This window comes from Erythrobacter sp. (assembly GCF_024305245.1).
In the GTDB taxonomy this organism is placed as follows: domain Bacteria; phylum Pseudomonadota; class Alphaproteobacteria; order Sphingomonadales; family Sphingomonadaceae; genus Erythrobacter.
Genome location: NZ_JAMWYX010000005.1, coordinates 82,947 through 106,329 on the forward strand (window position 1 = coordinate 82,947; position 23,383 = coordinate 106,329).

The following is a 23,383-nucleotide window of genomic DNA, read 5'->3' on the forward strand; positions in this document are numbered from 1 at the left end:
TTTTGTCTATGCTTCATCCAAGAAGTCGGCAAGTCATCCGGCGGCGCTTACTTTCTCGGCCCATTCCTCGCATGCCTGTGCCGTGGTCGGAACGCCGTGCCGCTTGCGGATCAGATCGAACACCACCGCCTTGATGATCGCGACGCACATCAACGCGACGACGAAGGAAAACGGCAAGGCGCCGATGATCATCGTGATACGAATCGCCTCGATCCCGCCAAGGATCAGCATCGATCCAACCACGAAAGCGATCGCCGCGCCCCAGAATAGGATGTGGTAGCGGCGGCTGCCCTCGTCATCGCCCGCACCATTGATGGTGTTGACGATCAGGATCGCGCTGTCGGCCGACGTCACCAGATAAGTCATCAGCAACACCACCACGAGCCCGGCGACCAGCAGCGCCAGCCCCGGATCGAGCAGCACAGCCAGTGTGGCAAACAGCTGGTCCGACATCGGCGCGCCGACGATCCGGCCACCGGCCAACCCCGACAATTCGAGCTCGATCGCTGTACCGCCCACCAGCGCCATCCATACAAAGCACATCAGCGAAGGCACCACTGTTACCCCGAACATATATTCGCGGATCGTGCGCCCGCGCGAAATCCGCGCGATGAACATGCCCACAAACGGCGCAAAGGCGATCCACCACGCCCAGTAGAACACCGTCCAATCGAGCTGCCATTGATTGAGCGCCGCCCCGAGCGTGCTGCCATCGCGGCCCCACAGCTTCAGCGATTGCTGCGGCAGGGTGGTGAGATAGTCCCACAGGCCCACACCCAGCAATTCCAGCCCGTAAAGCCCCGCGCCAAGCACCGCGAACAGCCCCAGCAGTGCAATCGACAGGCCCATGTTGATGTTCGAGAGCCACTTGATCCCCCGCCCCACACCTGACAGCGCGCTGATCGTCGAGGCGCCCACCAGCATCACGAGCGAAAGGATAATCGCCAGCGAAGATGCCGATCCGTCGGCCTCCAGAAGCCCATCGCCCGGCCCCAGCCGCGCGAGGCCCGCCACGAATTGCTCGACCCCCAGCCCCATCGTCACTGCCACGCCAAGGATGGTCGCCACCACCGCGACGATGTCGACGACATGGCCCAGCGGCCCTTCCATCACCTTGCCGAACAGCGGCGCCAGCGCCGAACGGATCGTCAGCGGCAGGTTGCGGCGATGCGCGACATATCCGATCGCCAGCCCCACCAGCGCATAGGTGCACCACGCCCCCAGCCCCCAATGGAGGAAGGTGTACATATAGGCCGGGCGCACCGCCTCGCGGCTCTGCGGATCGGCCATGCCGCGGATGATGTCGGGATTATTGACGAAATGGGCGAGCGGTTCGCCCGTCGAATAGGTCAGCATCCCGATGCCGATCCCGGCTCCGAACAGCATGGAGAACCAGGAGAAGCGGCTGAATTCCGGCTTTTCGCCGGGCGGGCCGATCCTGAGCGAGCCGGTTCCCGGCGCCAGTGCCAGCACCAGACAGGCGACAATCAGGGTGGCGACGAGATAGACGTACCAGCCGCCGAAGGTCGCAATGATTGTCGAATTGGCAGCGCCCAGCGTCTTGCCCGCATTCACGGGGAAGAAAATCGCCCACATGATCAGCAGCGACACGATCACCTTGGCCGGGATCGTCACCGCCCGGCTGAACCCGTCATAGAAACCGCGATCGTGGGTTTCGATGTCGAGTTCGACCAGCGGCGGATCGATCGGCCAGTCATCTTGTGCGATTGGCGGCGGATTGCTCGGCAAGTGTGCTTGGCCCGGCCTGCTGGTCATCGCGTTCCTATCCCGGACGCAACCGTGGCAAAAGGCGACGCAGGATCACGCGGCCGGCATTGCTGCCAAGGCTTTGTCCGCTTTCGTGAAAAGGCATGGGATGCGTCCCGAACGGACACCAGCGAAAAGAACATGCGCTTAGCCGCAATGTCCAACCGCCCCCGGTTGCGGAAATTTTGTTGAGAGCTGTCCTACCCCCCCTACGCGCATTTGCAACCCCGCGTGACTGGAAGCGCGCCAGCGCCATTGTGCGTTAACGGCACGCGTCGCACGGGAACATTCGGTCGGCGGATACCTTTGCCCTGCCCGCCGTCAACGCTGAGAGCTGCGCCAGTAACCCAGGCCGCGCGTACGGATACCAGCCACACGGCTGCATCTGCGATCTCGCCGGGCCGCCCCAAACGGCCGAAGGGAATGCTCCTGCGCACCATGTCGTAAACTGGCGGATTTTCGATGCGCATCACATCCCATCCGCCTCCGGGAAACTCCACCGAGCCGGGCAGCAGCGCATTCGCTCTGATCCCGCTTGCTGCTTCATTCATGGCGAGTTTCTTGGCATAGGCGTTCAGCGCCGCCTTGGCCGAGGTATAGCCATAATCCTCCATCGGCGACGCCTCGATTGCAGAGACCGAGGAAACGAGCAGGATCGAACCGCTGCCTTGCGATCGCATCCCCGGAAGCACGGCCTCCACCAGCCTCACCGCGCCCATAAGGTCGACTGATAGGCTCCTGTCCCAGTCCTCGCGCGCGCCGCCGACGGCCAGGGCCGAGGCGTTGCTGACAAGAATGTCGATCCGGCCGAATTGTTCGAGCGCTGCGGCCACCGTATCGCGAACGGCAGCATCATCGGCTACATCGCACGTCAGCGCGAGAACCTCGACCCCGGCCGCCGCCAATTCGGCTGCGGCCTCATCGAGTGCCTCCTGCCCGCGCGCAGCGATACAAAGCTTTGCTCCCTCGGCCGCCAAACCCTTGGCGATGGCACGCCCGATCCCGCGGCTTGCGCCGGTAACCAGCGCGACCTTGCCTTCCAGTTCAAGATCCATGATCGCCCTCCAATCTTGTGCGATGGGTGTGGGGCGCGAAGCAGGAAAAATCCAGCGGGGAATCTGGACTCAAGCCCAAGAAACGAGGGTCGGCTACCCCTGTGTGACGCTCTCCATTCTCACGGCCTTCCCGACGTGCTCCGACATCTCGGCAGCATCGGCGAGCAGTCTTGCCACATCGCCCCGTGCGGCCTCGCCTTCGGGATCGACGTCATCGCCCAAACGGATATCGCCGCCCCCATCTTCATCCGTCAGGGCCACGGGCCGGAGGATCACATATTCGAGGTCGCTCGATTTGAGATGCTCGTCGGCTGCATGTTTGGCCTTGAGATAATGGGCCAGATCACCCTGCGGGTTCGGGTCGCCCGCGCCGATGCTGCTGAGCATGACGAAGCGGCGGACATTGTTGGCAACCGACAGGTCGATAAGCCGCTTTGCGCCGTCGCGATCGACCTTGTCGGTCATCTCTTCGGACGAGCCGCCACCGGCACCGGCAGCAAACACCACCACCTCGCAGCCAGCGGTAACATCCTCTGCAAGGTTCGTGAGGTCGCCCTCTCGTTGCTTGACCCCCTCGGGCAAACCTGAAGTGTCCGAGCTTGAGCGCACAAGAGCAATCGGTTCGTGCCCGCGCGCCTGAAGTTCGCGCACCAGCCGCGTGCCGGTATTGCCGGTCGATCCGGCTATGAGAATCTGCATGTTTCTTCTCCGATGTATCTTTCCCGGGATGCGATCTTTCGCATGTTACGAAGGCAGGAAGATCGCCTTGGCGTTGACGAATTCCTTCATCCCAAACCCGCCGTGCTCGCGCCCGTAGCCCGAGTTCTTGACGCCGCCGAAGGGCATGTTGGGATCGGCCGCGCCGAAGGAATTGATGCGCACCATCCCCGTATCGAAATGGTCATGCGCCAGCCTGACGGCCTTCTTTTCGTCTTTCGTGAAAATCCCGCCGCCGAGGCCATAGCGGCTGTCATTGGCGATCTTCATCGCGTCCTCGTCATCCTTTGCGCGGATGATCGATGCGACGGGTCCGAACAACTCGTCGTCATAGGCGGGCATTCCCGGCTTGCAGTCGGCAAGGACGGTTGCCGGGTAATAGCAGCCGGACCCGTCTTCCGGATCGCCGCCGCATAGCAGCTTCGCGCCCTTGTCGAGGCTTTGCTTGACCTGATCGGCGATCATGTCGAACTGCTCACGGCTGGAGAGCGGACCAAGCTGGGTGTCTTCCATCATCGGATCGCCCATCGTGATAGCCTTCATCTGTTTGACGAAAGCGGAAACGAAGGCGTCGTAGACTGCATCGGTCACGATAAACCGCTTTGCCGATACGCAGGTTTCACCATTGTTGAAGATGCGGCCCTGAACGCAGGTTTTCACCGCAAGTTCGATATCGGCATCCTCCAGCACGAGGTATGCGTCGTTCGAACCGAGTTCGAGCACGGTCTTCTTGAGGTTCTTCGCCGCGAGCTCACCGATATGGCTTCCCGCGCCATCGCTGCCGGTCATGGTGACTGCGCGAATGAGATCATGGCCGATGACCTTGTCGGAAACGTCGTGACCGACGATGATGACTTCGAACAACCCCTGCGGCAGGCCGGCTTCGAGGCAAAGATCGCGCAGCAGCAGTCCGCTGCCGGTGCAGATCGAAGCATGTTTCAGGATGACCGCATTGCCCACCATCAGATTGGCAGCGAGAACGCGTACCGGCTGATAGACCGGGAAATTCCATGGTTGGACCGAATAGATCACGCCAATCGGGGAATAGGTTACGATCCCCCGCTTCTTGCCGCCGCTGTGCCGACGGTCCTCGTCGGCCAATTCTTCCGGGCCATGTTCGGCAGTGTATTCGAAGATGCGCGCGCAGCTTTCGACTTCCATTTTTCCGTCGCGCAGCAGCTTACCCATTTCGCGGGTCATCAGTTCGGCAAATCTGTCGGCATTTGCGCGCAGCACTTCGGCAATTTTGCGCAGATAAGGCGCGCGTTCTTCATGCGACTTCTGCCGCCAGTTCAGGAAAGCCGCGTGTGCGGTCTCGATCTTTGCAAAGACCTCTTCCTCGGTCTCGACTTGATAGGATTCGAGCTGTTCGCCCGTTGCCGGATTGCAGGTGTGGATGGCTGCCATATTGTCGCCCTTCGCGTTGCTTGGGTGAACCGTCCGCAGGCGCAAAGGTGCTGCCGCGGCTGGAGTGTCATGAAGCCAACGACGCCGCCTGGGGCACGTTCCGTCTAAAGACGCAGCGTCGCAGCCCGGCACGCCGGGCCGTGCACCAATCGCGATGTGGCATGGGCAGGAGCTGCAATGAACAGTATCCTGCACCTGAAGACATGCAGGTCATCACGAATGGTGACGCTCACCAACGCGGTATTGCGCCTCGCCCAGAAGTGCTTTGAAGGTTTCCGGCGGTCTCTATATGGGGCCCAAATCTGGTCACTTCGATCGAAACGCGCCCCGTTTCTGCACCCGGCAAAGGCAGATCGTCAGGATTCTGAACCACAATGAATTATCGCCATTCCTACCATGCTGGTAACAGCGCAGATGTCGTCAAGCACAGCCTGCTGATCACCCTCGTGCGGGCCTTGCAGCAAAAACCCTCCGCGATGACCCTGATCGATACCCATGCCGGCTGCGGGCTGTATGATCTTGGCGGCGATCAGGCCCAGCGTACCGGCGAGTCCGTGCAGGGCGTGCTGCGGGCATTTGCCGACCCGAACCCCCTGCTGAACGATTACCGCGACGCCGTAGAAGCCGTGAATGCCGGGCCCGAGCCGCGCCTTTATCCCGGCTCCCCCCGGATCCTGTCGCAGCTTTTGCGCCCGCAGGACTTGCTGATCCTGAACGAAAAGCATCCCGAGGACGCCTATGCCCTGCGCGGCGCGATGCGCGGCACACCCGCGGCCGTACACGAGCGCGACGCCTACGAGCTGTGGCTGGCGATGCTGCCGACCCGCAGCCCACGCGGTGTGGTGGTGGTCGACCCTCCCTACGAGCAGACGGACGAACGCGCCCGTATCACCGCCACCCTTGCCGCCGCCATGCGCAAATGGGCCCACGGCGTGACGGTGATCTGGTATCCGCTGAAGGACCGCGCTGCGCATGTGCGGTGGAAGCAGCAACTCGGCAGGCTCGGCATCGCGAAACTGCTGACGGTGGAGCATTGGTTATACGATACCGATCAGCCCGGCATCTACAACGGCGCGGGCCTGTTTATCGTCAACCCGCCCTACGCGTTCACGCAAGCGCTGCCGCTGCTGCTGGAAGCCTTGCGCGCCGCGCTGGCGCCGGAAGGGCACAGAGGCGAAATCGCAGCCGAATGGGTGGGCAATTGAAATAGATTTGCGGCGGATTGCGGCTAGTTGCCGTCCGCATCGACCACGAAAACCATCGGCTTTCCGCGGGTCTCAGGCTCCCAGCCGGCGTCTAATGCTGCCTGAATACCTCTGATCACAACCGCGTCGCCGACCTGCAGGCGGCCTCGTTGCATGCCTTTCAGCAAACGTTTCGGAGGGGGGAATTCCAGCAATGCCCCGCGCTGGGTGTGCTTGCGCAACAAGGCGACGGTCATGCCTTTCCAGCCTTCGGACTCGTTCCACTGTGGCTCGCTCCGCAATTCCCACTCAAATTGCAACCCGCCAACCTCGACGATGCCTGAAAGCTTGTGGATGTTGGTCATGCCGGCCTGCCTAGCAGGTTTGCGCCAACAAACCACCGGCCACACAGGGAGCGCGCTCCCGACAAGGCCCGGTCGTTCAGCTCCGCCGGAATGGGCGTCTGGTTGTCGCCGTTCCGCTTTTGTGATTGAACTAGCGCGCGCCGCTTGGCCGCAAGTGAACGGTTACCCTCCCCTGAACTCGGGCAATACAGCCTGAGCCCAGGCAGTTAAGCCATGCCTCGAAGGGGTACCGCGAACCAGTTGGCCTATTCGGCGACAAACCCCTAATATCAAATCTTTTTGGCAAAGCCGCCGGGTTTCTCGATAGCATCAAGTGGAAAGGCGCAGGTCTGCTTTACCTGGGCCAGCGCTAAAACCGCATGATCAGGCTGATCCTCGCAATGTCTCGCGTGAAGCCGGTTGATGAGGCGGCGCTCGACGAGCTGTAATCATACGCAGGCTCCACATCGAAACTGGGCGATAATTGATGGCGCAGATAGGCCGATCCGCTGACGATGAAACGGTCAGCGCCTCCCACGTCCCGCTCACCGCCGGCGCTGGCCCGGATGCCGTAGAACGTGCGCGGCCCTGCCTGCCCGTCAAGCCGGACGGTAGCCTCCAGCGAATGGTATTCATCCGGGCTGAAATAGCCTTCCTGATTGACCAGCCGGAAGTCTGTTCCGGTATATCGCAGGCCGATGTGAAGGCGCGGAGCTAGCGCGATGCGCTGTTCGAATTCCGCCTGCCACCAGCGCTGACGGTTGCCGTCGGAAAAATCGGCATAGGCGGCGCGCACCGATATCCGGCTGCGTTCTGTCGGCATGAAATCGGCCGAAGCCTTGACCTGATCCGCCACCAGCCGGTTGCGCAGCGTCGGCTCGCTATCGAAGGTGAAACGCTGCACGCCTGCATCGATCCGCCAACGATCATCCGGAAACAGCGTGGCATAGGCATCATAGGTCAGGAAATCGCTTGTGCCGCCCGGGCCGGGGCCGTCGAGGCTGTCGACCCCGATCGTTGCATTGAAATCGACCGCATCGCTTATCCGCCAGCTGCCGCTCGCGCCGATGCGGGTGACGGTGAAAATGTCCCCCGGACCACCGAACGGATCGAAAGCGGCATAGGCAAGCCGCGGCCCGATTCGGCCCCGGCCATCGGCGAAGCGATAATCGGCGCTAAGGTTGAACTGTTCGACATCCAGCCCGTCGGACTGATCGAACCGGCGCGCGTCGAACCGCGCTTCGTGACGCGTGTCGCGCTCCAGCCGCGCCAATAAGCCGGCTGCGCGGTTATCCTCCGGTGCGGCCGCGATGCGTTTGCTGGGCGACCCGCCCGCCACACCACCGGCCGGACCAAGCCACTAAGCCATATTGGGGCGCGACCGAGCATCATCTTGAGATGCGCGATTGCCGCGACCAACCCCCTGAGAGTGATTACAAGCCGCCATTCGCCCTTTCCACTCAGCTCCGGTCATCAGCGGGTTCGAGGCTCGATCCCGAAAGCCGCATGGCGGCTTTCGGCTGCAGCCGACGTTATGGTTGACGTATTTGCTCTGTTGCAAACTAATGCCACGGCAGCGACTACGGAATGCTGTGAGGATGGAAGTCCTAGTTGGTTTTGCCACCTCTCACCCGGATGCAGACATTAACGCGGGGATCCGCAGCGCCGCCCATTCATCGGTGGTCTATCTGGTAGCGGAGGAGGGACTAACTCAGTCAACCTAACATACTGCTCCAAAATAACTTTTGATCATACTCTTCTAAAGATACCCCCAACGGTACCCCCAACGGTTCCCCCATCGATTTATGTCCACAGCCACGAAGCGAGGACCTTTTGGAAGGCGCTTGCTCCGCATGGTCACCCGATCAAATGGCCCCCTTGAACTGCTTATGCCCTCGGGGGCTTTCGGGATTTGGAACAAACTGCTTGAAATGGCCTTCCCATTGATGGAAGCCTGACGAGCGGGATGGGTCAGCGCGATGCGTTGAAGCCGCTAATTTCACGGCGCGTTCCCGACAGTCGAGGAGAAGCCCGATGGATCTAAGCTCCGTCACGATAGGCCTGCTTTCCGGCCTTCTATTTTTCGTCCACGCCATGTTTCCCTTCAGCCATGCTTGGCCGCTAATGTGGCTTCTGCTTGGAGGAATAGCCGCTGTCTATTTGGGAACGAGGCGGCGGCGCGTCCAAAGCTTTGCGAAAGGGGTTCTCATCACCGCAAAGGCAGGCGCGGTCGCCGGCGCACTCTTCCTTGCTGCTACAGTAGCTGCATTGCTTCTGCTCAGCGAGCCGAGCTTCGACACTGTCGCCATATCGCTGGGCGCAAACGGGCAAATTGCGGTCAACACTCCCGTCATTCTCAGCCTTAGTTTCGCGGCGCTTATCGGGGTAATTGTTGCTGTTACCGCCGGAGCTTTGGCCTACCCGTTGGTGCGTCCGAGGACCGGTGATCAATCTGGGTCGGGATAACAGCTTCGGGGTCGGTTTGAAAATTTCGGCTTCGGGCGAGAAACACGCCGAAGCTGCCTAGCAGGTTTCCTGCCTGCGCTTCCGCCCCGCTCATGGCCGTTAGCGGGTGAAAGCGGGTTATTCGGGATCAACCGTCAACTTCTTGTGCCGCTCGACCGCCGGCCGCCCGAAGCCAAACCATAGGGCATTGTAGGCAGCGCCGGAATACAGAACGACCTCGTCGGTCAGGAACGGCAAATCCGGCAGCATGATGAATTTGGCATAGGCCGCGCATCCGCATGCGAACCAACCAGCACCGATTAAGGAAATAAGCCGCTCGTGCCGCTCAGTCAGGGCGATGAAATGTTCGATCACCGATTCCAAACCCCCGAACCCTGGCCGCTTCGAATTAAATGGCACCAGACAGTAGAGCCCGCAATGGGGTCGATCTCAGAATTTCGGCTGCTGGCGTCAAGCCCGTTGAAGCTGCCCGGCCGGCTTCGGGACCGGGCCCAGCCGCCGCTCATGACCGGTGACGTGAGAGAAGCTGCAACATGGTTCGTGAGCTCACAAAGGTGAGGTCAGATTACTTCTGAATGTCAAAATCACCTTCGTCATTGCCATCCCAATAAGCGGCACGAGTGGCTTTAACGTGCAGCATCACCATGCCCTGGGTATCAATGCCGTCCTTGAACCAGCGGCTCAATTCATCGGTCCAGTGTTCTTTGAATTCTGCCTTATCGCGGATAATTTTAGCTTCGCCTTCAACCGATATGAATATGCCGGGAGCGCCGTCGGAAGATGGTGCGCCTTGTAGCGAAAGGCCTACCTTCGAGTTCGTTTTGATATCTTCCACCATCCGACAATCTTCCCAGGTGAAATAATAGCTATCGCCGTCGAAATCGACCTGCCGGTTGTTGCTCATTGGGCGAGCGCCAATTTGACCATTGGCTGTGTGTGTGTTGAGCATCACGAAATCGATAGTTTTCATTGCTCCTGCAATATGTTCAAGATGCTGCTTGGTTGTTTCGTCGCTCATAAGTTATGCCTTTCTGTGAACCTTCTAAGCGCGTCAGTGAGATCGAAGTTCCTTCCAAAAAGCTGCTAAGGTGCTCACCCATTTTCGAGTTTGCACCTCGGCATCATGGAGGAACTGATCTTTGAGAACGACCGCTAAGAGATCGGTTTCTGAAAGGCAGATATTTTTCGCGCGCCGGGGAAAGCCGCCATACGGCTTTCGGGATCGCGCGTCGCCCAGTTCATAGCGGCTCGTGGGTGGTTTTCGGCGAAAGCAGACGTTTAGCCTGTTGATCGTGAAAGACCGGCTCTGGGTCGAGAACTGCCGACGCTGAATTGCAGACCGGACGGCAGCCTTCCGCTCCTCCCCGCCCGGAATCCGCCATTTAAGGAACGGCCTAATCCCAGACCCTGCGACGCGTTCACATGAACCCCAGCCGTTTTGCAATGCTATCACATGAACCCTACCCGGGCCGGACGGTGAATGGCATACGCATCAAGGTCTTTTCACGCGCCTCGTTCACTGCTTGCAGCACGCAATGATGCGGACATTGCCTCACGGCCAGTTATGAACTGAGAAACGCTTTTCTGAGCCAGTCAGGGCGCGGGCGGCTGAAACAGAGTCGGGTCGATCGATTCGCCGGTCCGGGCCTCGCTCCAAAACACGCGGTTGGCAATGATCCCGTCATACAGCAGCGTCACCTGCCTCGCTTGCACCCACCCATTCTCCAGCCGCACGAAATCGCTGTAGAGCCGTTCGTGCCAGCCACGCGGGGCGCCGAACGCCATGTAGGTGATGAACCCGCTGTCTGCGTCGAAGCCGAACAATGTCTGCTGGCCTTGCGGATCGCGGATGCGGATGATGTTGGTGCTGCGCCCGCCGATATCGCGGACGGGCGCATGGTGCAGTTCGAAACCCGCTTCCAGCGCCGAACGGATGATACCGAAGCCGAAATTGCTGGCCCAATAGGCATCGGCTTCGGCGCGGGGCATGATGCCGCGTTCGGTCCAGGTGGTCTCCCCGTCATAGCCGACTTCGAATAGCAATTTGTCGCCCGATCTGGCGATAATGCGCACCTTGCCCGATGCATCGTGCGCGGCGGTGCGCCCGTCCTCGAAGGTGCGCCACATGCGGTAATCCTCCGCCGTGCTGCGCACCGCGCCGGTGGCGGGGTCGTAGAATGTCGCGGTGCCGGAAAGTTCGAGCGTGCCAGGATCGAGCCACAGCGCCCCGCCATGCGCCGCCACAGCGCGTTCGACCACTGCACGCGGGGTTTGCTCCGCGGGTTCGGCTGCAAGCGGGCCTGCCGCCAGCCACGCCAGTGCGAACGCCGTCGCTGTGATGAACCTGCGCATTTCTGCTTCTCCCCGCGCGCGATTTGTCCGGACATCTTTTCAACCATGCCGCGCTGGTCTAGGCAAGTGTCATGCGCTCATTCCTTCGCCTACTTGCCGCTCTGGCGCTGGTTGCCCCTGCGGCAGCCCAGGCGGACGACAGCACGCTGGCCCCCGGTATCTGGACCAACACCGAAGACGCTCATTTCGCCGAGGAGGCAGGCCGCCCCCGGCCCGAACCGGTGCTGATCGAGGTCGGCGGGGACGGACGCTGGCGCGCAGTTCACCCGTCGGGCGCGGCGCTGGGCGGTTGGCAGGCGGGGCCGATCCCCGGCCTTGCCAAGCAGACAAGCGGTTCGGGCTGGCAGGTCAATGCCAGCGAGATCCGCCGCGCCGCCCCCTTCACCTGCTGGGTTTCGGCACGCAAATTCGCCGCCAAGCCGGACGGCACGCCCGACTGGACCTTCGCCAGCGGTCTTGAAACCTTCGATCAGGGCGGGTGCGTGAACGTTCCGGGCGAAGGCATCGCCCCCGACGTCACCATTCGTCTGCGCAACGTCACCTGGGCCAAGGGCAGCCGCAACAAGCCTTCGCTGGTGCTCTATGTTCACAAGGACGATCCCGCGCGCGCCGAAAGCTACAGCTGGGCCTCGCCCCATGCATCGCTGATAGGGATCAACCTGCGCTGGGTGCAGGCCAGTTGCTCACGCGCCGATGCGCCGCCGCCTGTCGGAGAGGCCGCTTATGCCAGCCTCGTCGCGGCAGGACAGCGCTGGAAGGAGCTCTACGAAGCGGGCAACTGGCAGGCGCTGCGCAGCCTCTACGCCGATGATGCGGTGCTGATGACGCAGGCGAGCCCCAAGATCACGGGCGCAGATGCGATCGTGCAGTTCCTCGGCCGGTTGGGGCAGGCAGGCGGGAGCGCCGTGATCGATTTCGCGCCCGAAGAGGCGACGGCTGACGGCGGGTATGGCTTTGTCACGGCGAAATACCGGATGGATGTAACCCTTCCCGGCCAGCCCGCCAGCACCGTTGTGGGCCGTTCGATGCTGGTCTACAAATGGGTGGACGGACGGTGGCTGCTGTGGCGCGACATGGACAATTTCGCCCCCGATGCAACGGCCGAGACGATGGCAGCTGGTTGAGCCGCGGTCAGTTCTTCCACGCCGCTCCGCCGACCCAATCGCCAGCAAGGCCGAGGAATTCGTCGACGCTGACTTTCTCCCACACTCCGGCGGCGAAATAGGGATCCGCCTCGAACCGCGCGCGGGCCTCGGCGGCATCCTTCGCCTTTATGACGATCAGCGACCCGACCGTTCGTTCGCCGTCCTTCAGCGGGCCCGCAATGGCGAAATAATCGATGTTCGTCTCGATATAGGCGAGATGCGCGGCCAGCACCTCGCCGCGCAAAGCCGCGCTGTGTTCGCCGTCGCGGCACTGGAATACGAACAGCTTCATGCCCCCACCTCGATGCATTCGATCAGCTCACCCGCTGCGCCCATCGCCGTGGCGGCGCGGCGTCCTTCGTACAGCGCGCCGTGGCGCACCGCAGGCGGCACGATCCATTGCGCCAAGCAGGCATCGAGATCGGCGACCGCCAGGGTCACCAGCGCATTGCCGGGCGGCAGCAACCCATCATGGCGCGCGCGCGGCGTGGCGGCGGCGGGATAATCATCAACCTCGACAATCGGCATTCGCCCGTGGCTGACCATGCTGATCGTCGTCTGCGTATCGGGCGCAAGACCGAAAGCGTCGTTGATCATGCTGTAAGGCAGCGTGTAATCCGCGCCGCGTATCAGGCCGAGGAGATCGCAATACCAAGCGATGCTGGCGTCGCGGTCCGGTGTGGCGAGCACCACGATGAAGATGCGGTCCACCGGCGCTGCGGCACGCGGCAGATCGGTGTCGGGCAGGTCGCCCAGCACCTGGTTGAGATAGATCATCTCGCGCCCCGGCCCCAGCGCCTGCATCGGGATGAAGGCCGGTTCGATATTCTCCAGCACCTTGGGCGGGCCGACAATCGTGAAAAGGTCGGCAGGCAGCGCTTCGGGCCAGTGCCAGACATCCTCGACCGTGGTTTCGAACGCGGCCCAGCCATAGGTGGTGGTCGGGCGGAAATCGGGACGGGAGGGCTGTTCGACCAGCCGGAACCAGCACGGCGCGCCGCTGCCGGGCCGCAGCACTGCATAGGGCGAGCCGGCATTGCCCGGGCAGCCCCAGCTGACGGCGAGATCGGCGAAGAGCGTGCCGCGTTCGGCCAATCCGAGACCCAGCACTCCGCCATAGGCCGCCAGCCCCTGTTCGAGATCAGGCACCGTCGAAAGCCCGCCCATGATCGTGCCGTGGGGGATGGTCATGATCGAAACTCCGGTTTGCGTTTTTCGACAAAGGCGGCGGTGCCTTCGGCAAAATCGGGGGTGGTGAAGGCCGCTGCGAACACCGCCAGCGTCTCGGCATCGTCGGCGACCTGCCCATCGAGCACCCGGCGTACGAAGTCCTTGATCGCGCGCGCGCTGCTGCCCGATGCGGCGGCGATCTGCGCGGTCAGGGCATCGCTGCTGTCACCGACAATTTCGACCAGCCCGATCTGCTGCGCTTCGTCCGCGCCGAGCAATTCGCCGGTAAAGAGCATCCGCTTGGCCTGCCCCGGCCCGACCAGATCGACCAGCAGCTTCACATCGTGCAGCGGATAGACGAGGCCGAGTTTGGCCGGGGTGATGCCGAACCGCGCCGCCGGGGCCGCCACCCGGATATCGCAGGCCATCGCGATCCCGCAGCCGCCGCCCACGCAGTCGCCTTCGACGAAAGCGATGGTCGGGATATCGGCGCGCGCGAGTTCATATTGCGCGCGGTTGATCGCCGCCTGATTGGCCGCGCGCCATGCTGCGTCATCCTTGTTGGCGAGCAGTTCGCGGATATCCGCTCCGGCGCAGAACGCCGCGCCCGGATCGGCGGCGCGCAGTTCCAGCACCTTGGCCGCAGGATCGGCCACCGCTTCTGCCACCAGCGCGGGCAGCGCCTGCCACATCGCCATGTCGAAGGCATTGCGCTTGTCCGCGCGGTCGATCAGCAGGCGCGCGACCGCACCTTCGCGGATGAGGCGCAGGCTCATGCCGGGTAAGCGCCCATGAAGTGATCGGCGATGGCCTTGCGGGTCGTCACCCACACCCCGTCATGCGCGCGGACATGGCGGAAGAATTCCTCCAGCGCCCAGACGCGCCCCGGCCGCCCGATGATGCGCAGATGCAGGCCGAGGCTCATCATCTTGGGGTTGCCTTCCTCGCCCTCGCGGTAGACCTGATCGAAATTCGCCTTGGCATAATCGAGCCACTGGTCCGGGGTCAAAGCCGGGTCGGTCCACATCTTCATGTCATTATTGTCGAGCTGGTAAGGCACGATGCACATCGGATTGCCGGGGACGGTTGCACGATCCCAGAACGGCACGTCGCCGCTGTAATCGTCCATATGGTAGGTGAAGCCTTCCTCCGACAGCAAGCGGCGGGTGTTGTCGGTGAGCAGGTAGCGCGACAGCCAGCCATGGGGGCGCACCCCGCAGGTGCGCTCGATGCTGGTCACGGCCTTGCGGATGAAGTCGCGCTCCTCGGCCTCGTCCAGCTTGAACTGATGCACCCAGCGCCAACCGTGGCTGACGGGTTCATGGCCGAGTTCGACGATGGCCTCGGCAATTTCCGGGTGGTTTTCGAGGCTGAGCGCTGCGACCGTCCAGCTGGCCATGATATCATAGCGTTTCAACAGCTTGACGATCCGCGGCGCACCCGCCTTGATGCCATAGAGATAATTGGATTCGTTCGAATAATTGCGCATCTTGGATTTGACGAACACACCCAATTCGTCGACCGGCTCCATCCCGCGGTCGCCGCGGGCGATGGTCATTTCGCTACCTTCCTCGACATTGACGACGACCGATAGGGCCATCTTCGCGTCACCGGGCCAGTCCATGCGTTCTTCGATAAGAGCCATCAGTGCATCTCCTCCCCGCCCGACACGTTCAGCGCCTCACCGGTGACATAGAAGGCCGCATCGCTCGCAAGCCACAGGCAGGCAGCAGCGGTATCGGACGGCAGGCCGGGGCGGCCCATCGGGTTCTTGGCGCTCATGTTGGCAAGGTACTCCTCGACAGTCGCGAAGCCGAGCAGCTTGCTGAAATAGGCGTTTTGCTGCGCGCCAAGTCCGGTGGTGACGTGGTTGGGGCACACCGCATTCACCGTGATGCCGTGCTTGCCGAGTTCGACCGCGCTCGCCCGCGTCAGGCCGACCATTCCGTGCTTGGACGAGACATAGGCGGGCAGGTGCGGAAAGCCGGTCTTGGCAGCTTGCGACGCGATATTGATGATCCGCCCGCCGTTTCCGGCCTCGACCATCGCCCGCGCGGCGGCCTGCGTGCAGTAGAAGGCGCCCGACAGGTTCACCGCAATCACCTGATCCCATTCATCAGCGGTATCGACGTCGAGCAGCGGCTTCATCTTGAAGCCGATACCGGCATTGTTGACGAAGATATCGACCTTGCCGAACCGCGCCTCAGCCTGCGCGACCAGCGCGCGGCAATCCTCGGCCTTGGACACGTCGCAGGCGATGGCCGCGACACCGCCCCCGCGGGCGCGCAAGTCTTCGGCTACGCTTGTCGCTTCGGCATCGATCACGCGGTCGGAGACGACGCAGTTCGCGCCCGCATCGGCGAAGGCCTGCAGGATGCCCTGCCCCAGTCCCTTGTGCTTGCCCGACCCGGTAACGATGATGGTCTTGCCCGCAAAGCTGCCTGTCATCTCACAGATCCTCGGTCAGGATGAATTGCGGCGCATCGGCAAAGCCCTGGAACGGCGCGGCGGCGGCCTGGAAATCCTCGGTCGAGATATCGGCGATGAAAGCGTCCATGCCGGTAATGTCGATTACCTCGATGTACTGGAAGTGCGGGGTCGCGGTATCATCGCCGAACACGCCGGTGGCCTTGTGGACGGTGAAGCTCGTCACCGAGCCGAGTGCGTTGACGCCGGGAATGTCGCGGGTTTTCGCCCATTCCTCGTATTCGGCGATACTGGCACCGGGCTTCAGGTTGAACAGGCAGATGATACGCATCGGTCAGGCTCCTTGGGCAGGTGGGCGATAGGCCCGCAATGTATCGTCAAGCTGGCGGGCGAGTGCGAACAGCCCCGCCTCCGCTCCCGCCGGGCCGACCAGCTGCACGCCGATGGGCAGACCGTCAGACGTCCAGCCTGCCGGAAGGCTGATCGACGGCAGGCCCGCAATATTGGCGAGGCAGGTGAAATCGGCCTGCGCGGCGGGTTCGGGCTCGCTGTGCGGAAATGGCGGGTTGGGGACGGTCGGCAGGATCAGAAATCCGTGCTCGGCCACAACCGCGCGCACTTCGTCACGGGTGCGGTCGAGGATGGCGCGATCCTCGGCCCAGTCTGAAAGGCTGCGGCGCGGGCCATAGGTGAGCAGCTTCGCCAGCCGCTCCGACGTGGCAACCCCGCGCAGGTGCTCTGCCATCTCGCGCGATACGCCGATGAACCCGGCAAAGCGAATGCGGCTTTGCGGGTGGCTGAGCGCAACCGGCTGTGGACTGGTGCCCAGCGCGGCGAGCACGGCGTCGAAGCAGCGCGCGACCTCGGGGTGCACCTCCACCCCATGCTCAGCCAGCGTCGCTCCTGCGCCTTCCAGCGGATCATCGCCAAAGCCCGATATCGCCCGCGCCGCGCGCTCCAATGTGACCAGATCGCGCGCCAGCGGGCCGATCGCGTCGAGCGAAAGGTCGGCCGGCTCCAACCCCTCCTGACTGATGCTCGCGGTGGCGGGCTTGAAACCGTAGATGCCGCAATGCGCCGCCGGGATTCGCACCGATCCCATCGTGTCCGTGCCCAGCGCGACATCGCACAGCCCCGCCGCGACCGCCGCCCCGCTTCCGCCCGACGATCCGCCGGGCGAATACCCGATCCGGTGCGGGTTCCGCACCGGCCCGAAATGCGGATTGTCGCTCTTCGCGCCGAGCGCGGCTTCTTCCATGTTGAGCACGCCCATGATCGCCGCGCCCGCCTGCCGCAGCAGCGCGACCACATCGGCATCGCGCTCCGCCAGCCGGATTTCGAACGCAGCGAGACCCGCGTGCCACGGCATTCCGGCGACCGCGATATTGGCCTTCACCCCGATGGTCAGCCCCGCCAGCGGCCCTTCCCCGCACGTCGCCGAGCGGTCGAAATCGCTGAAGGCGTTGAGCGGGGCGTTGGCCGCATCCAGAGCGTCGAAATCGATCATCGCGCGCATCAGACCCCGCGCTTGTCGATCAGCCGGAGCGGCTTCTGGCGGGTGTCGATCTCGGTCGCGCTCGCCGTTTCGCCGGGCGCAGCCAGCGCCACCTCGACCTCGACCCCCAGCCCGCGCCGCAGCAGTTCGGCAAGCTCGCCCGGATCGCTGCCACCGCGGCTTTCGAGCGTCACGGTCATGTGGTCCTTCTGGCTCGCATCGCGGCGCAGGTGGCAGACATATTCGCCGGTCAGATCGGGCCGGTTCTCGATAATCGCGCCGATCGCGTGGGGGAAGACATTGATCCCGCGCAGCTTCACCATGTTGTCGCTGCGCCCCCTGAACCCGGCGATACGCTTGAACACGATCTCGCCGCGCCCATCGAGCTCATGGGTGATATCGTGGGTGTTGAAGCGGATGCAGGGCGCGATATCGTCCTTGTAGAGGCAGGTGACGACCATGTCCCCGGTCTCGCCCCGTGCCACCGGAGCGCCGCTTTCGATATCGAGCAGTTCGAGATATTGCGCATCTTCCCAGACATACATCCCGTCACGCTCCGGCCCTTCGCCCGCGATGGTGCCAGTGTCGCCGACGCCGTACCAGTCATAGGCCTTGGCACCGTGCCATGCGGCCTCGGTGCTGGCGCGGTCTTCGGTGCCGAGATGGCCGATGATCATGCGGATATCGATCTTGTCGAACAGCCCTTCAGCCTCGGCGGTTTCGGCCAGCTTGCGGATATAATCGACGAAGCCGACAATCGTGGTGACGCCGAAATCGGCCATCAGCCGCACCTGATTGACGCTGCGGGTCTCGATCCCCGTTCCCGCGCTCAGGAATACCGAATTGGTGAAGTGGGTGACGGCCTCGCGGATATAGTGCCCGCCATTGATCATGCCGTGACCGTAGACCGAATGGACGACATCGCTCGGCTCCAGCCCCATCCAGCGATACATCCGGCCCACCAGCAGGTTGCCGACCTCGCGCCCCTTCGGCCCGAAGATCAGCGTCTGCGGCTTGCCGGTGGTGCCGCTGGTAGTGTGAAAGATGGTGGGCGGACGGGTTGTCGCTTCCCCCATGCCGTGAAAATCGCCGAACGGCGGATACTCGGCAATCGAGGCCATCAGGTCGCTTTTGTCATAGACCGGCAGCTTGGTGATGTCCGCCAGCCCGCCGATATCGCCCGGCTCGATGCCCTTTGCGCTCCACAGCCGCCGGTAGAACGGCACCTGCCAGCCACGCGCCATCAGCTTGCGGAACTGCGTGTCCTGAACGGCGAACAGCTCGTCCCGGCTCATGCTGCGATAGCGCGCGGTGAAGGCGTCGCCGATGGGATAGTCGGCGAGCAGTTGCTTGTGGTCGAGCGTTTCGAAATAGGTCGGGTAGGTCATCAGGAGTTCGCCATGTAAGCCAAAGGATCATCGAAAATGCGCGGGTCGGCATCAGCCCCTGCGAGTCTTCGGCACAGGCCGTATTTGGCGGCGGATTGCGCGGCACTCATCGGGTGCGCAACACTGCCGAGGTTGGCTGCGATCGCACGTTCGATCACCCCGCCATCACGTCTGCCAACGACGATGCGCTGGGGCGCCATGGCGTTGCCATCAGGATTGCCATCGACCCTGACCGAGACTTTCCCTGCCAAGGCGACCAGTTCGGGCGCATGGAGCGCTTCGCCTTCGAACAGGTCGGGGTCGATCACCCCGTCACGCAGCATCAATGGCGCAAGTATCGCAAGGCACAGCCGTGCATAGGCGGCACTCATGTCAGGCTGGTAGGGCCGCCCGACAAGCCGCCCGATCAGCGGGGGCGCAAAAAGTTCGATCCCGGCAACATCGCCGAGCCGCAGGCCCGCCCGGTACAGCGCTTCGAGTTCGCCCAAGGCCCCATGGCTTGCGCGGCCCGAGGGAAAGGGTTTGATCGCAACTTCGCTGATCCGCCAGATTGTGCCGAGACCGGCAGTGTAGCGCGCCAGATCGAGCGGTTCGATCAGCCGGGAATAGCCGAATGGCCCTTCGAGCACGTCATGCGGCCCCTCCATCCCGGCCTCGACCAGCGCCACCGCGGTGATCGCCGCGCGCGCGGCATTGGCGATCTGCAGCGGCAGCGCGATCGACGCCTCGACATGCGCCTGCATCGTTCCGCTCGCGAAGGAATAGGCGAGGCCCATCACGTCGGCATATTTGTCAGGCGGAATATCGGTCAGCCGCGCGGCGGCCAGCGCCGCCCCGATCACCCCTGCCGTGGCGGGGCGGAAGAACGCCATCGGCCCAGTCGCGGCGATACCCAGCCCGCTGGCGATATCGACCCCGGCGGCGACCGCCGCGAGCACGTGCTCCTGCCCGATCCCGCCGATGTCGTGCGCCTGTGCCATCACGGCTGCGGTCACCACCGAAAGCGCGTGAACGACAGCCCCTTCGTGGACGGCGTCCCATTCTAGACAGTGGATCGCAAAACCGTTGAAGAAAGCAGCCGAGGCCGCCGGAGCCTCACCACCGCACAGCAGGCCGGCTTCGGGATCGGTGCCGAAGGCGCGGATCGCGAATTTGAGCTTTTGCGCCTCGGCCGAGTGCGCACCGGCTGCCCCGCCCGCCAGCGTGTCGGCAATCAGCCGCATGGTGTCGGCGCGCACGGCTGCCGGAAGGCTGTGCTGCGCCGAGGCAAAATCGAGAATGGCACTGGTCGCGCTCACCGGATCCACGCCTCCAGCAGCGCGTCGATGGCGGCCCCGTCCTCGCCTTCCAGCGCCAGCCGCACCGCGCGCTCGGCCTCGCTGGTGGCCAGCCCGCCCCAGCGCGCGAGGCTGTGCATCTTGGCGATGATGTGATCTTCGCTCACCGGCCGTTCGGGGTCGCCCAGCGTGTCGACCAGCTCCAGCCCGTTGACCCGCGCGCCGAAATGCGCGGGGTAGCGGGCGGTGAACGCGGAGTCTTCGGCCACGGTCACCTGCACGCGCAAACCGGCAAGCGCGGCGATGGCTTCGGGCGTGAAATCTTCCGGCTCGGCCTTGCGCCCGTCGGCCACCACCGCGACCGCGTGCTGGAGCGAGAATTTCGCTTCCAGTTCGCTTGTGGGGTCGGGCCGGTCGCAAAAGGTCAGCGCGTCGGCATAGGTTTCGACGACAAAGGGCGGCAGCAAACGCCCAGCCGCACGCAATTCCAGCGCCGCGTCGATCGCCGGGTGAGCATGGCGGCAGGCGGCAAAGGGTTTGAAACTGACATCATGAATCAGCCAGCCTGTCTCATCCCCCGCCAGCGGCCCCGGCGCCTGCGTCATCGCTGCGAACAATCCTTGCGGCCCTTCGAGCAATTCGAGCGGCCCGGTCGTGCCGTAATGCACATGCAGCGCCGCATCGCGCCCGGTGCGCACCGCGTGGTGGATATGCCACTGCTTGGTCAGCACGCCGGGTGCATGGCGCATATGCCACAGCCCGCCCGCGACCGATCCCGCATTGGCGAGCGCATGGGCATATTCGACCGGCGCAAAACCGATCAGCGAGCCGAATGCCGCCGCCGCGCCGAAACCGCCCATGCTCGCGGTCGGATGCCAGCGGGCATAGTGGTGCGCATCGCACGCCGCGCCAATGGCGATCATAGCCTCGTATCCGCGCACCGCCGCATCGAGCCGTGCGTCCATCCCCGCGCTCGCCATGCCTAGCGCGGCCGGCCACACCACTGGGCCGGGGTGCAGCAGCGCGGTGCGGTGGACATCATCCATCTCCAGCACATTGCCGAGGTAGGTCGCACGCTCCCAGCCGTTGAAGGATATCGTCGCCCCCAGCGCTGCCGCCTCGCTCCCGCGCGCACCCGCCACACAGGCAAGCCAATCGAGCAGATGCAGCCGCGCACGCGAACGCTCGCCTTTTGTCACGCCGCGCGCTAATCTGCGCCCAAGTCCGGTCAGAAGCGGTTCGGTCATGTTGCCGAGCCTATCCCGACCCCAGAGATTTGGAGCATAGCTTGGCATCCCAGGCCACCGAGACAAAGACGCAGCGCATCCCGCGCTATCTGCAACTGGCGGGCGAATTGCGCGAAGCGATCCTGAAAGGCGAATTCGCCGGCGGGCGGCAGTTCCCGACCGAGACGGTGCTGTGCCGTAAGTATGATGTCAGCCGCTACACCGTGCGCGAGGCGCTGCGCCGACTTGAGGCGGAGGGGCTGATCCAGCGGCGGCGCGGATCGGGCACCACAGTTCAGCCTGCGGCGGCGCGCGGCGGGGCGCTGCACCAGCCATTGTCGAACGTGGGCGAATTGCTGCAATATGCGCAGGGCAGCGAAGTGATCTATGAATTGCAGGGCGGCGGCCCCTTGCCGGGCGAGGTCGCGGTGCAACTGGCCGAGCCGACGCACGGCGATTGGACGCGGTATCGCGGGGTGCGCCGCCATGCGGGCGACGCGCCGCCGATTGCCGTCACCGATGCCTATTTCCACGAAATGCTCGGCGATGCCGTTGCTGCGCTCGATCTTGGCGCGGGCACGCTGTTCAGCCAGATCGAGCAGCTTGCCGGGGTGCAGATCGGCAAGGTGACGCAGGATATTCAGGCGATTGCCGCCGATGCGCCGATTGCCGTCGCGCTCGAAGTCGAGGAAGGCAGCCCGGTGCTGCGCATTCTGCGCTGCTATTTCGATCCCAAGGGCCGGATTTTCGAGATTTCGGTCAGCCACCATCCCGGCGACCGGTTCGCTTACGCGATGCATATCGACGTCGAGGCCTGAAAACCGCCTCACGCGCCGGTCTCTCCCAGATCAATTTCTCCCAGTCCGGGCATCGGCCCCGGCGCCCAGTCCTCACCGGCAAAACGGATCGCGGGCGCAATGTGTCTGCCGCCGCCGTCGCCGGTAACGATGAGCCCGCGTTCGGCAACGTGCGGTGCATCCAGCGCCTCGCGGAAATCGAGCACCGGGGCGAAGGCCACATCCTTGTCGGCGAACCACGCTTCCCATTCGGCGCGGGTCTTCGCCGCGAAGGTTTCGCGCAGGAATGCGATCAACTCGCCCTGTTCGCCCGCAGGCGCCTCTGCCAGCGGCAGCAGATCCTCGCGCCCGAGCGCGCCGAGCAGGTTGCGCGCGAACTTCAGCTCGCGCCCGCCCAGCGCGACGTGGGCGTTATCGGCGGTGCGATATATCTGATAGAGCGCCGCCCCGCCTAGGCTGCGCTGCGATGCCGATTGCGGACTTTCGCCGCCTGCAATCGCGCTTCCGGCGGTGTGCGCGCACCACGGCAGCAGGCTGTCGAACATGGCGCAGTCGATATAGGCGCCCTCCCCGCTGCGTTCCCGCCCGACCAGCGCCATCAGCACCGCCGACAGCGCGGTAAGGCCGGCGGCGAGATCGGCGCTCGGCGCGCCCGGCACCACCGGGGTTCCGTCAGCCCCGTCATTGACGCTGAGAAACCCGGCGAGCGCCTGCACCGCCATGTCATGCGCCGGGTGATGCGCCAGCGCGCCGTCCTGCCCGAAGGCGGAAATCGAACAATAGACGATATCCGGCCGGATCGCCTTCACCGCCGCGTAGTCGAAGCCGAGGCGCTGCATCACGCCGGGCCGGAATCCTTCCACGAACACATCGGCCCCTGCGATCAGATCGCGCAAGGCGGCCTTGCCGTCATCGCTTTTCAGGTCGAGCACCACGCTGCGCTTGCCGCGATTGAGATTGGCGAACCACACCGAATGGCGCGCGCCGTCGTAAGTATCGAAGGGTGCCTGTTCACGCGCAGGGTCGCCGCCCGCAGGCTCGACCTTGATGACTTCGGCACCCTGATCGGCCATCATCACTGTCAGCATCGGCCCCGGCAGAAACTGCGAAAGGTCGATCACGCGAAATCCGCTGAGTTTTCCCATATGCCTGCGAACCCCTCCAGC

At 63.6% G+C, this 23,383-nt stretch carries 24 protein-coding genes; 4 read left to right on the plus strand and 20 right to left on the minus strand.

Annotated features, from left to right (window positions below):
- Nucleotides 1-33: 33 nt before the first annotated feature.
- From Q0L48_RS08955 to Q0L48_RS08970, 4 genes are all read right to left on the minus strand, one after another.
- Nucleotides 34-1,776, minus strand: a complete 1,743-nt coding sequence (locus tag Q0L48_RS08955; RefSeq protein WP_296719875.1) for a BCCT family transporter — start codon at nt 1,774-1,776, stop codon at nt 34-36.
- Between the two features lie 200 nt (nt 1,777-1,976).
- Entirely contained in the window at nt 1,977-2,822 is an 846-nt protein-coding gene (locus Q0L48_RS08960; protein ID WP_296719878.1) for an SDR family NAD(P)-dependent oxidoreductase, read from the minus strand.
- Nucleotides 2,823-2,915: 93 nt separating this feature from the next.
- A complete protein-coding gene (locus tag Q0L48_RS08965) occupies nt 2,916-3,521 on the minus strand; it encodes an SDR family oxidoreductase (protein WP_296719880.1) in 606 nt (201 codons plus the stop codon).
- A gap of 45 nt (nt 3,522-3,566) precedes the next feature.
- Nucleotides 3,567-4,946, minus strand: a complete 1,380-nt coding sequence (locus Q0L48_RS08970; protein WP_296719883.1) for an NAD-dependent succinate-semialdehyde dehydrogenase — start codon at nt 4,944-4,946, stop codon at nt 3,567-3,569.
- Nucleotides 4,947-5,320: 374 nt separating this feature from the next.
- On the opposite strand from Q0L48_RS08970, the gene Q0L48_RS08975 reads away from it, so the two are divergent.
- Complete coding sequence (locus Q0L48_RS08975) at nt 5,321-6,151, plus strand: 23S rRNA (adenine(2030)-N(6))-methyltransferase RlmJ (protein ID WP_296719885.1); 831 nt, start codon at nt 5,321-5,323, stop codon at nt 6,149-6,151.
- 23 nt (nt 6,152-6,174) lie between these two features.
- Here Q0L48_RS08975 and Q0L48_RS08980 read toward each other — a convergent pair whose 3' ends face one another.
- Both Q0L48_RS08980 and Q0L48_RS08985 read right to left on the minus strand, forming a co-directional pair.
- Complete coding sequence (locus Q0L48_RS08980) at nt 6,175-6,495, minus strand: hypothetical protein (RefSeq protein WP_296719888.1); 321 nt, start codon at nt 6,493-6,495, stop codon at nt 6,175-6,177.
- A 349-nt stretch (nt 6,496-6,844) separates the two neighbouring features.
- The gene (locus tag Q0L48_RS08985) at nt 6,845-7,747 is read right to left on the minus strand and encodes a hypothetical protein (protein WP_296719891.1); all 903 of its coding nucleotides are present in this window, start codon (nt 7,745-7,747) and stop codon (nt 6,845-6,847) included.
- Between the two features lie 761 nt (nt 7,748-8,508).
- On the opposite strand from Q0L48_RS08985, the gene Q0L48_RS08990 reads away from it, so the two are divergent.
- A complete protein-coding gene (locus Q0L48_RS08990; RefSeq protein ID WP_296719893.1) occupies nt 8,509-8,940 on the plus strand; it encodes a hypothetical protein in 432 nt (143 codons plus the stop codon).
- 117 nt (nt 8,941-9,057) lie between these two features.
- On the opposite strand, the gene Q0L48_RS08995 is transcribed toward Q0L48_RS08990, so the two are convergent.
- The 3 genes from Q0L48_RS08995 to Q0L48_RS09005 all read right to left on the minus strand — a co-directional run bounded on the left by Q0L48_RS08995 (nt 9,058) and on the right by Q0L48_RS09005 (nt 11,292).
- The gene (locus Q0L48_RS08995; RefSeq protein ID WP_296719895.1) at nt 9,058-9,303 is read right to left on the minus strand and encodes a hypothetical protein; all 246 of its coding nucleotides are present in this window, start codon (nt 9,301-9,303) and stop codon (nt 9,058-9,060) included.
- Nucleotides 9,304-9,505: 202 nt separating this feature from the next.
- Nucleotides 9,506-9,958 (minus strand): pyridoxamine 5'-phosphate oxidase family protein, encoded by a 453-nt coding sequence (locus Q0L48_RS09000; RefSeq protein WP_296719897.1) that lies wholly within the window; start codon nt 9,956-9,958, stop codon nt 9,506-9,508.
- 575 nt (nt 9,959-10,533) lie between these two features.
- A complete protein-coding gene (locus Q0L48_RS09005; protein WP_296719898.1) occupies nt 10,534-11,292 on the minus strand; it encodes a hypothetical protein in 759 nt (252 codons plus the stop codon).
- Nucleotides 11,293-11,363: 71 nt separating this feature from the next.
- Here Q0L48_RS09005 and Q0L48_RS09010 point away from each other — a divergent pair, with 71 nt between their 5' ends.
- Nucleotides 11,364-12,416 carry a nuclear transport factor 2 family protein gene (locus Q0L48_RS09010; RefSeq protein WP_296719902.1) on the plus strand — a complete coding sequence of 351 codons (1,053 nt, stop codon included), beginning with the start codon at nt 11,364-11,366 and terminating at the stop codon, nt 12,414-12,416.
- A 7-nt stretch (nt 12,417-12,423) separates the two neighbouring features.
- Here Q0L48_RS09010 and Q0L48_RS09015 read toward each other — a convergent pair whose 3' ends face one another.
- The 10 genes from Q0L48_RS09015 to Q0L48_RS09060 are packed head-to-tail and all read right to left on the minus strand — an operon-like array spanning nt 12,424 to nt 21,441.
- Nucleotides 12,424-12,729: a YciI family protein gene (locus Q0L48_RS09015; RefSeq protein WP_296719904.1), complete on the minus strand. Its 306-nt coding sequence runs from the start codon at nt 12,727-12,729 to the stop codon at nt 12,424-12,426.
- Nucleotides 12,726-13,628, minus strand: coding sequence for a VOC family protein (locus tag Q0L48_RS09020; protein ID WP_296719906.1), 903 nt, complete (start codon nt 13,626-13,628; stop codon nt 12,726-12,728). The genes Q0L48_RS09015 and Q0L48_RS09020 overlap by 4 nt, the downstream gene beginning before the upstream one ends.
- Nucleotides 13,625-14,383, minus strand: a complete 759-nt coding sequence (locus tag Q0L48_RS09025) for an enoyl-CoA hydratase/isomerase family protein (RefSeq protein ID WP_296719907.1) — start codon at nt 14,381-14,383, stop codon at nt 13,625-13,627. Before Q0L48_RS09025 ends, Q0L48_RS09020 begins: the two co-directional genes overlap by 4 nt.
- Nucleotides 14,380-15,252 (minus strand): polysaccharide deacetylase family protein, encoded by an 873-nt coding sequence (locus Q0L48_RS09030; protein ID WP_296719908.1) that lies wholly within the window; start codon nt 15,250-15,252, stop codon nt 14,380-14,382. Before Q0L48_RS09030 ends, Q0L48_RS09025 begins: the two co-directional genes overlap by 4 nt.
- The gene (locus tag Q0L48_RS09035; protein WP_296719910.1) at nt 15,252-16,055 is read right to left on the minus strand and encodes an SDR family NAD(P)-dependent oxidoreductase; all 804 of its coding nucleotides are present in this window, start codon (nt 16,053-16,055) and stop codon (nt 15,252-15,254) included. Before Q0L48_RS09035 ends, Q0L48_RS09030 begins: the two co-directional genes overlap by 1 nt.
- A 1-nt stretch (nt 16,056) precedes the next feature.
- Nucleotides 16,057-16,365: an REDY-like protein HapK gene (locus Q0L48_RS09040; protein WP_296719912.1), complete on the minus strand. Its 309-nt coding sequence runs from the start codon at nt 16,363-16,365 to the stop codon at nt 16,057-16,059.
- A gap of 3 nt (nt 16,366-16,368) precedes the next feature.
- Nucleotides 16,369-17,550 (minus strand): amidase, encoded by a 1,182-nt coding sequence (locus Q0L48_RS09045; protein WP_296719913.1) that lies wholly within the window; start codon nt 17,548-17,550, stop codon nt 16,369-16,371.
- The gene (locus Q0L48_RS09050) at nt 17,550-18,917 is read right to left on the minus strand and encodes a phenylacetate--CoA ligase family protein (RefSeq protein WP_296719915.1); all 1,368 of its coding nucleotides are present in this window, start codon (nt 18,915-18,917) and stop codon (nt 17,550-17,552) included. The genes Q0L48_RS09045 and Q0L48_RS09050 overlap by 1 nt, the downstream gene beginning before the upstream one ends.
- Nucleotides 18,917-20,215, minus strand: a complete 1,299-nt coding sequence (locus Q0L48_RS09055; protein WP_296719916.1) for an MmgE/PrpD family protein — start codon at nt 20,213-20,215, stop codon at nt 18,917-18,919. The genes Q0L48_RS09050 and Q0L48_RS09055 overlap by 1 nt, the downstream gene beginning before the upstream one ends.
- Nucleotides 20,212-21,441, minus strand: a complete 1,230-nt coding sequence (locus Q0L48_RS09060; protein WP_296719918.1) for an MmgE/PrpD family protein — start codon at nt 21,439-21,441, stop codon at nt 20,212-20,214. The genes Q0L48_RS09055 and Q0L48_RS09060 overlap by 4 nt, the downstream gene beginning before the upstream one ends.
- A gap of 41 nt (nt 21,442-21,482) precedes the next feature.
- Between Q0L48_RS09060 and Q0L48_RS09065 the strand changes: the two genes are divergently transcribed.
- Entirely contained in the window at nt 21,483-22,238 is a 756-nt protein-coding gene (locus tag Q0L48_RS09065) for a GntR family transcriptional regulator (protein ID WP_296719919.1), read from the plus strand.
- Nucleotides 22,239-22,246: 8 nt separating this feature from the next.
- On the opposite strand, the gene Q0L48_RS09070 is transcribed toward Q0L48_RS09065, so the two are convergent.
- Entirely contained in the window at nt 22,247-23,362 is a 1,116-nt protein-coding gene (locus Q0L48_RS09070; RefSeq protein ID WP_296719921.1) for a CaiB/BaiF CoA-transferase family protein, read from the minus strand.
- Nucleotides 23,363-23,383 lie beyond the last annotated feature (21 nt).

Excerpts from the sequence above, each read along its gene's own strand:
- Q0L48_RS08990 (WP_296719893.1), top strand. The coding sequence starts at position 8,509 with ATGGATCTAAGCTCCGTCACGATAGGCCTGCTTTCCGGCCTTCTATTT.
- Q0L48_RS09005 (WP_296719898.1), bottom strand. The coding sequence starts at position 11,292 with ATGCGCAGGTTCATCACAGCGACGGCGTTCGCACTGGCGTGGCTGGCG.
- Q0L48_RS09070 (WP_296719921.1), bottom strand. The coding sequence starts at position 23,362 with ATGGGAAAACTCAGCGGATTTCGCGTGATCGACCTTTCGCAGTTTCTG.
- Q0L48_RS09030 (WP_296719908.1), bottom strand. The coding sequence starts at position 15,252 with ATGGCTCTTATCGAAGAACGCATGGACTGGCCCGGTGACGCGAAGATG.
- Q0L48_RS09035 (WP_296719910.1), bottom strand. The coding sequence starts at position 16,055 with ATGACAGGCAGCTTTGCGGGCAAGACCATCATCGTTACCGGGTCGGGC.
- Q0L48_RS08975 (WP_296719885.1), top strand. The coding sequence starts at position 5,321 with ATGAATTATCGCCATTCCTACCATGCTGGTAACAGCGCAGATGTCGTC.
- Q0L48_RS09000 (WP_296719897.1), bottom strand. The coding sequence starts at position 9,958 with ATGAGCGACGAAACAACCAAGCAGCATCTTGAACATATTGCAGGAGCA.
- Q0L48_RS08965 (WP_296719880.1), bottom strand. The coding sequence starts at position 3,521 with ATGCAGATTCTCATAGCCGGATCGACCGGCAATACCGGCACGCGGCTG.
- Q0L48_RS09025 (WP_296719907.1), bottom strand. The coding sequence starts at position 14,383 with ATGAGCCTGCGCCTCATCCGCGAAGGTGCGGTCGCGCGCCTGCTGATC.
- Q0L48_RS09050 (WP_296719915.1), bottom strand. The coding sequence starts at position 18,917 with ATGACCTACCCGACCTATTTCGAAACGCTCGACCACAAGCAACTGCTC.
- Q0L48_RS09020 (WP_296719906.1), bottom strand. The coding sequence starts at position 13,628 with ATGACCATCCCCCACGGCACGATCATGGGCGGGCTTTCGACGGTGCCT.
- Q0L48_RS08960 (WP_296719878.1), bottom strand. The coding sequence starts at position 2,822 with ATGGATCTTGAACTGGAAGGCAAGGTCGCGCTGGTTACCGGCGCAAGC.
- Q0L48_RS08955 (WP_296719875.1), bottom strand. The coding sequence starts at position 1,776 with ATGACCAGCAGGCCGGGCCAAGCACACTTGCCGAGCAATCCGCCGCCA.
- Q0L48_RS09015 (WP_296719904.1), bottom strand. The coding sequence starts at position 12,729 with ATGAAGCTGTTCGTATTCCAGTGCCGCGACGGCGAACACAGCGCGGCT.
- Q0L48_RS09045 (WP_296719913.1), bottom strand. The coding sequence starts at position 17,550 with ATGCGCGCGATGATCGATTTCGACGCTCTGGATGCGGCCAACGCCCCG.
- Q0L48_RS08970 (WP_296719883.1), bottom strand. The coding sequence starts at position 4,946 with ATGGCAGCCATCCACACCTGCAATCCGGCAACGGGCGAACAGCTCGAA.
- Q0L48_RS09060 (WP_296719918.1), bottom strand. The coding sequence starts at position 21,441 with ATGACCGAACCGCTTCTGACCGGACTTGGGCGCAGATTAGCGCGCGGC.
- Q0L48_RS09040 (WP_296719912.1), bottom strand. The coding sequence starts at position 16,365 with ATGCGTATCATCTGCCTGTTCAACCTGAAGCCCGGTGCCAGTATCGCC.
- Q0L48_RS09010 (WP_296719902.1), top strand. The coding sequence starts at position 11,364 with ATGCGCTCATTCCTTCGCCTACTTGCCGCTCTGGCGCTGGTTGCCCCT.
- Q0L48_RS08980 (WP_296719888.1), bottom strand. The coding sequence starts at position 6,495 with ATGACCAACATCCACAAGCTTTCAGGCATCGTCGAGGTTGGCGGGTTG.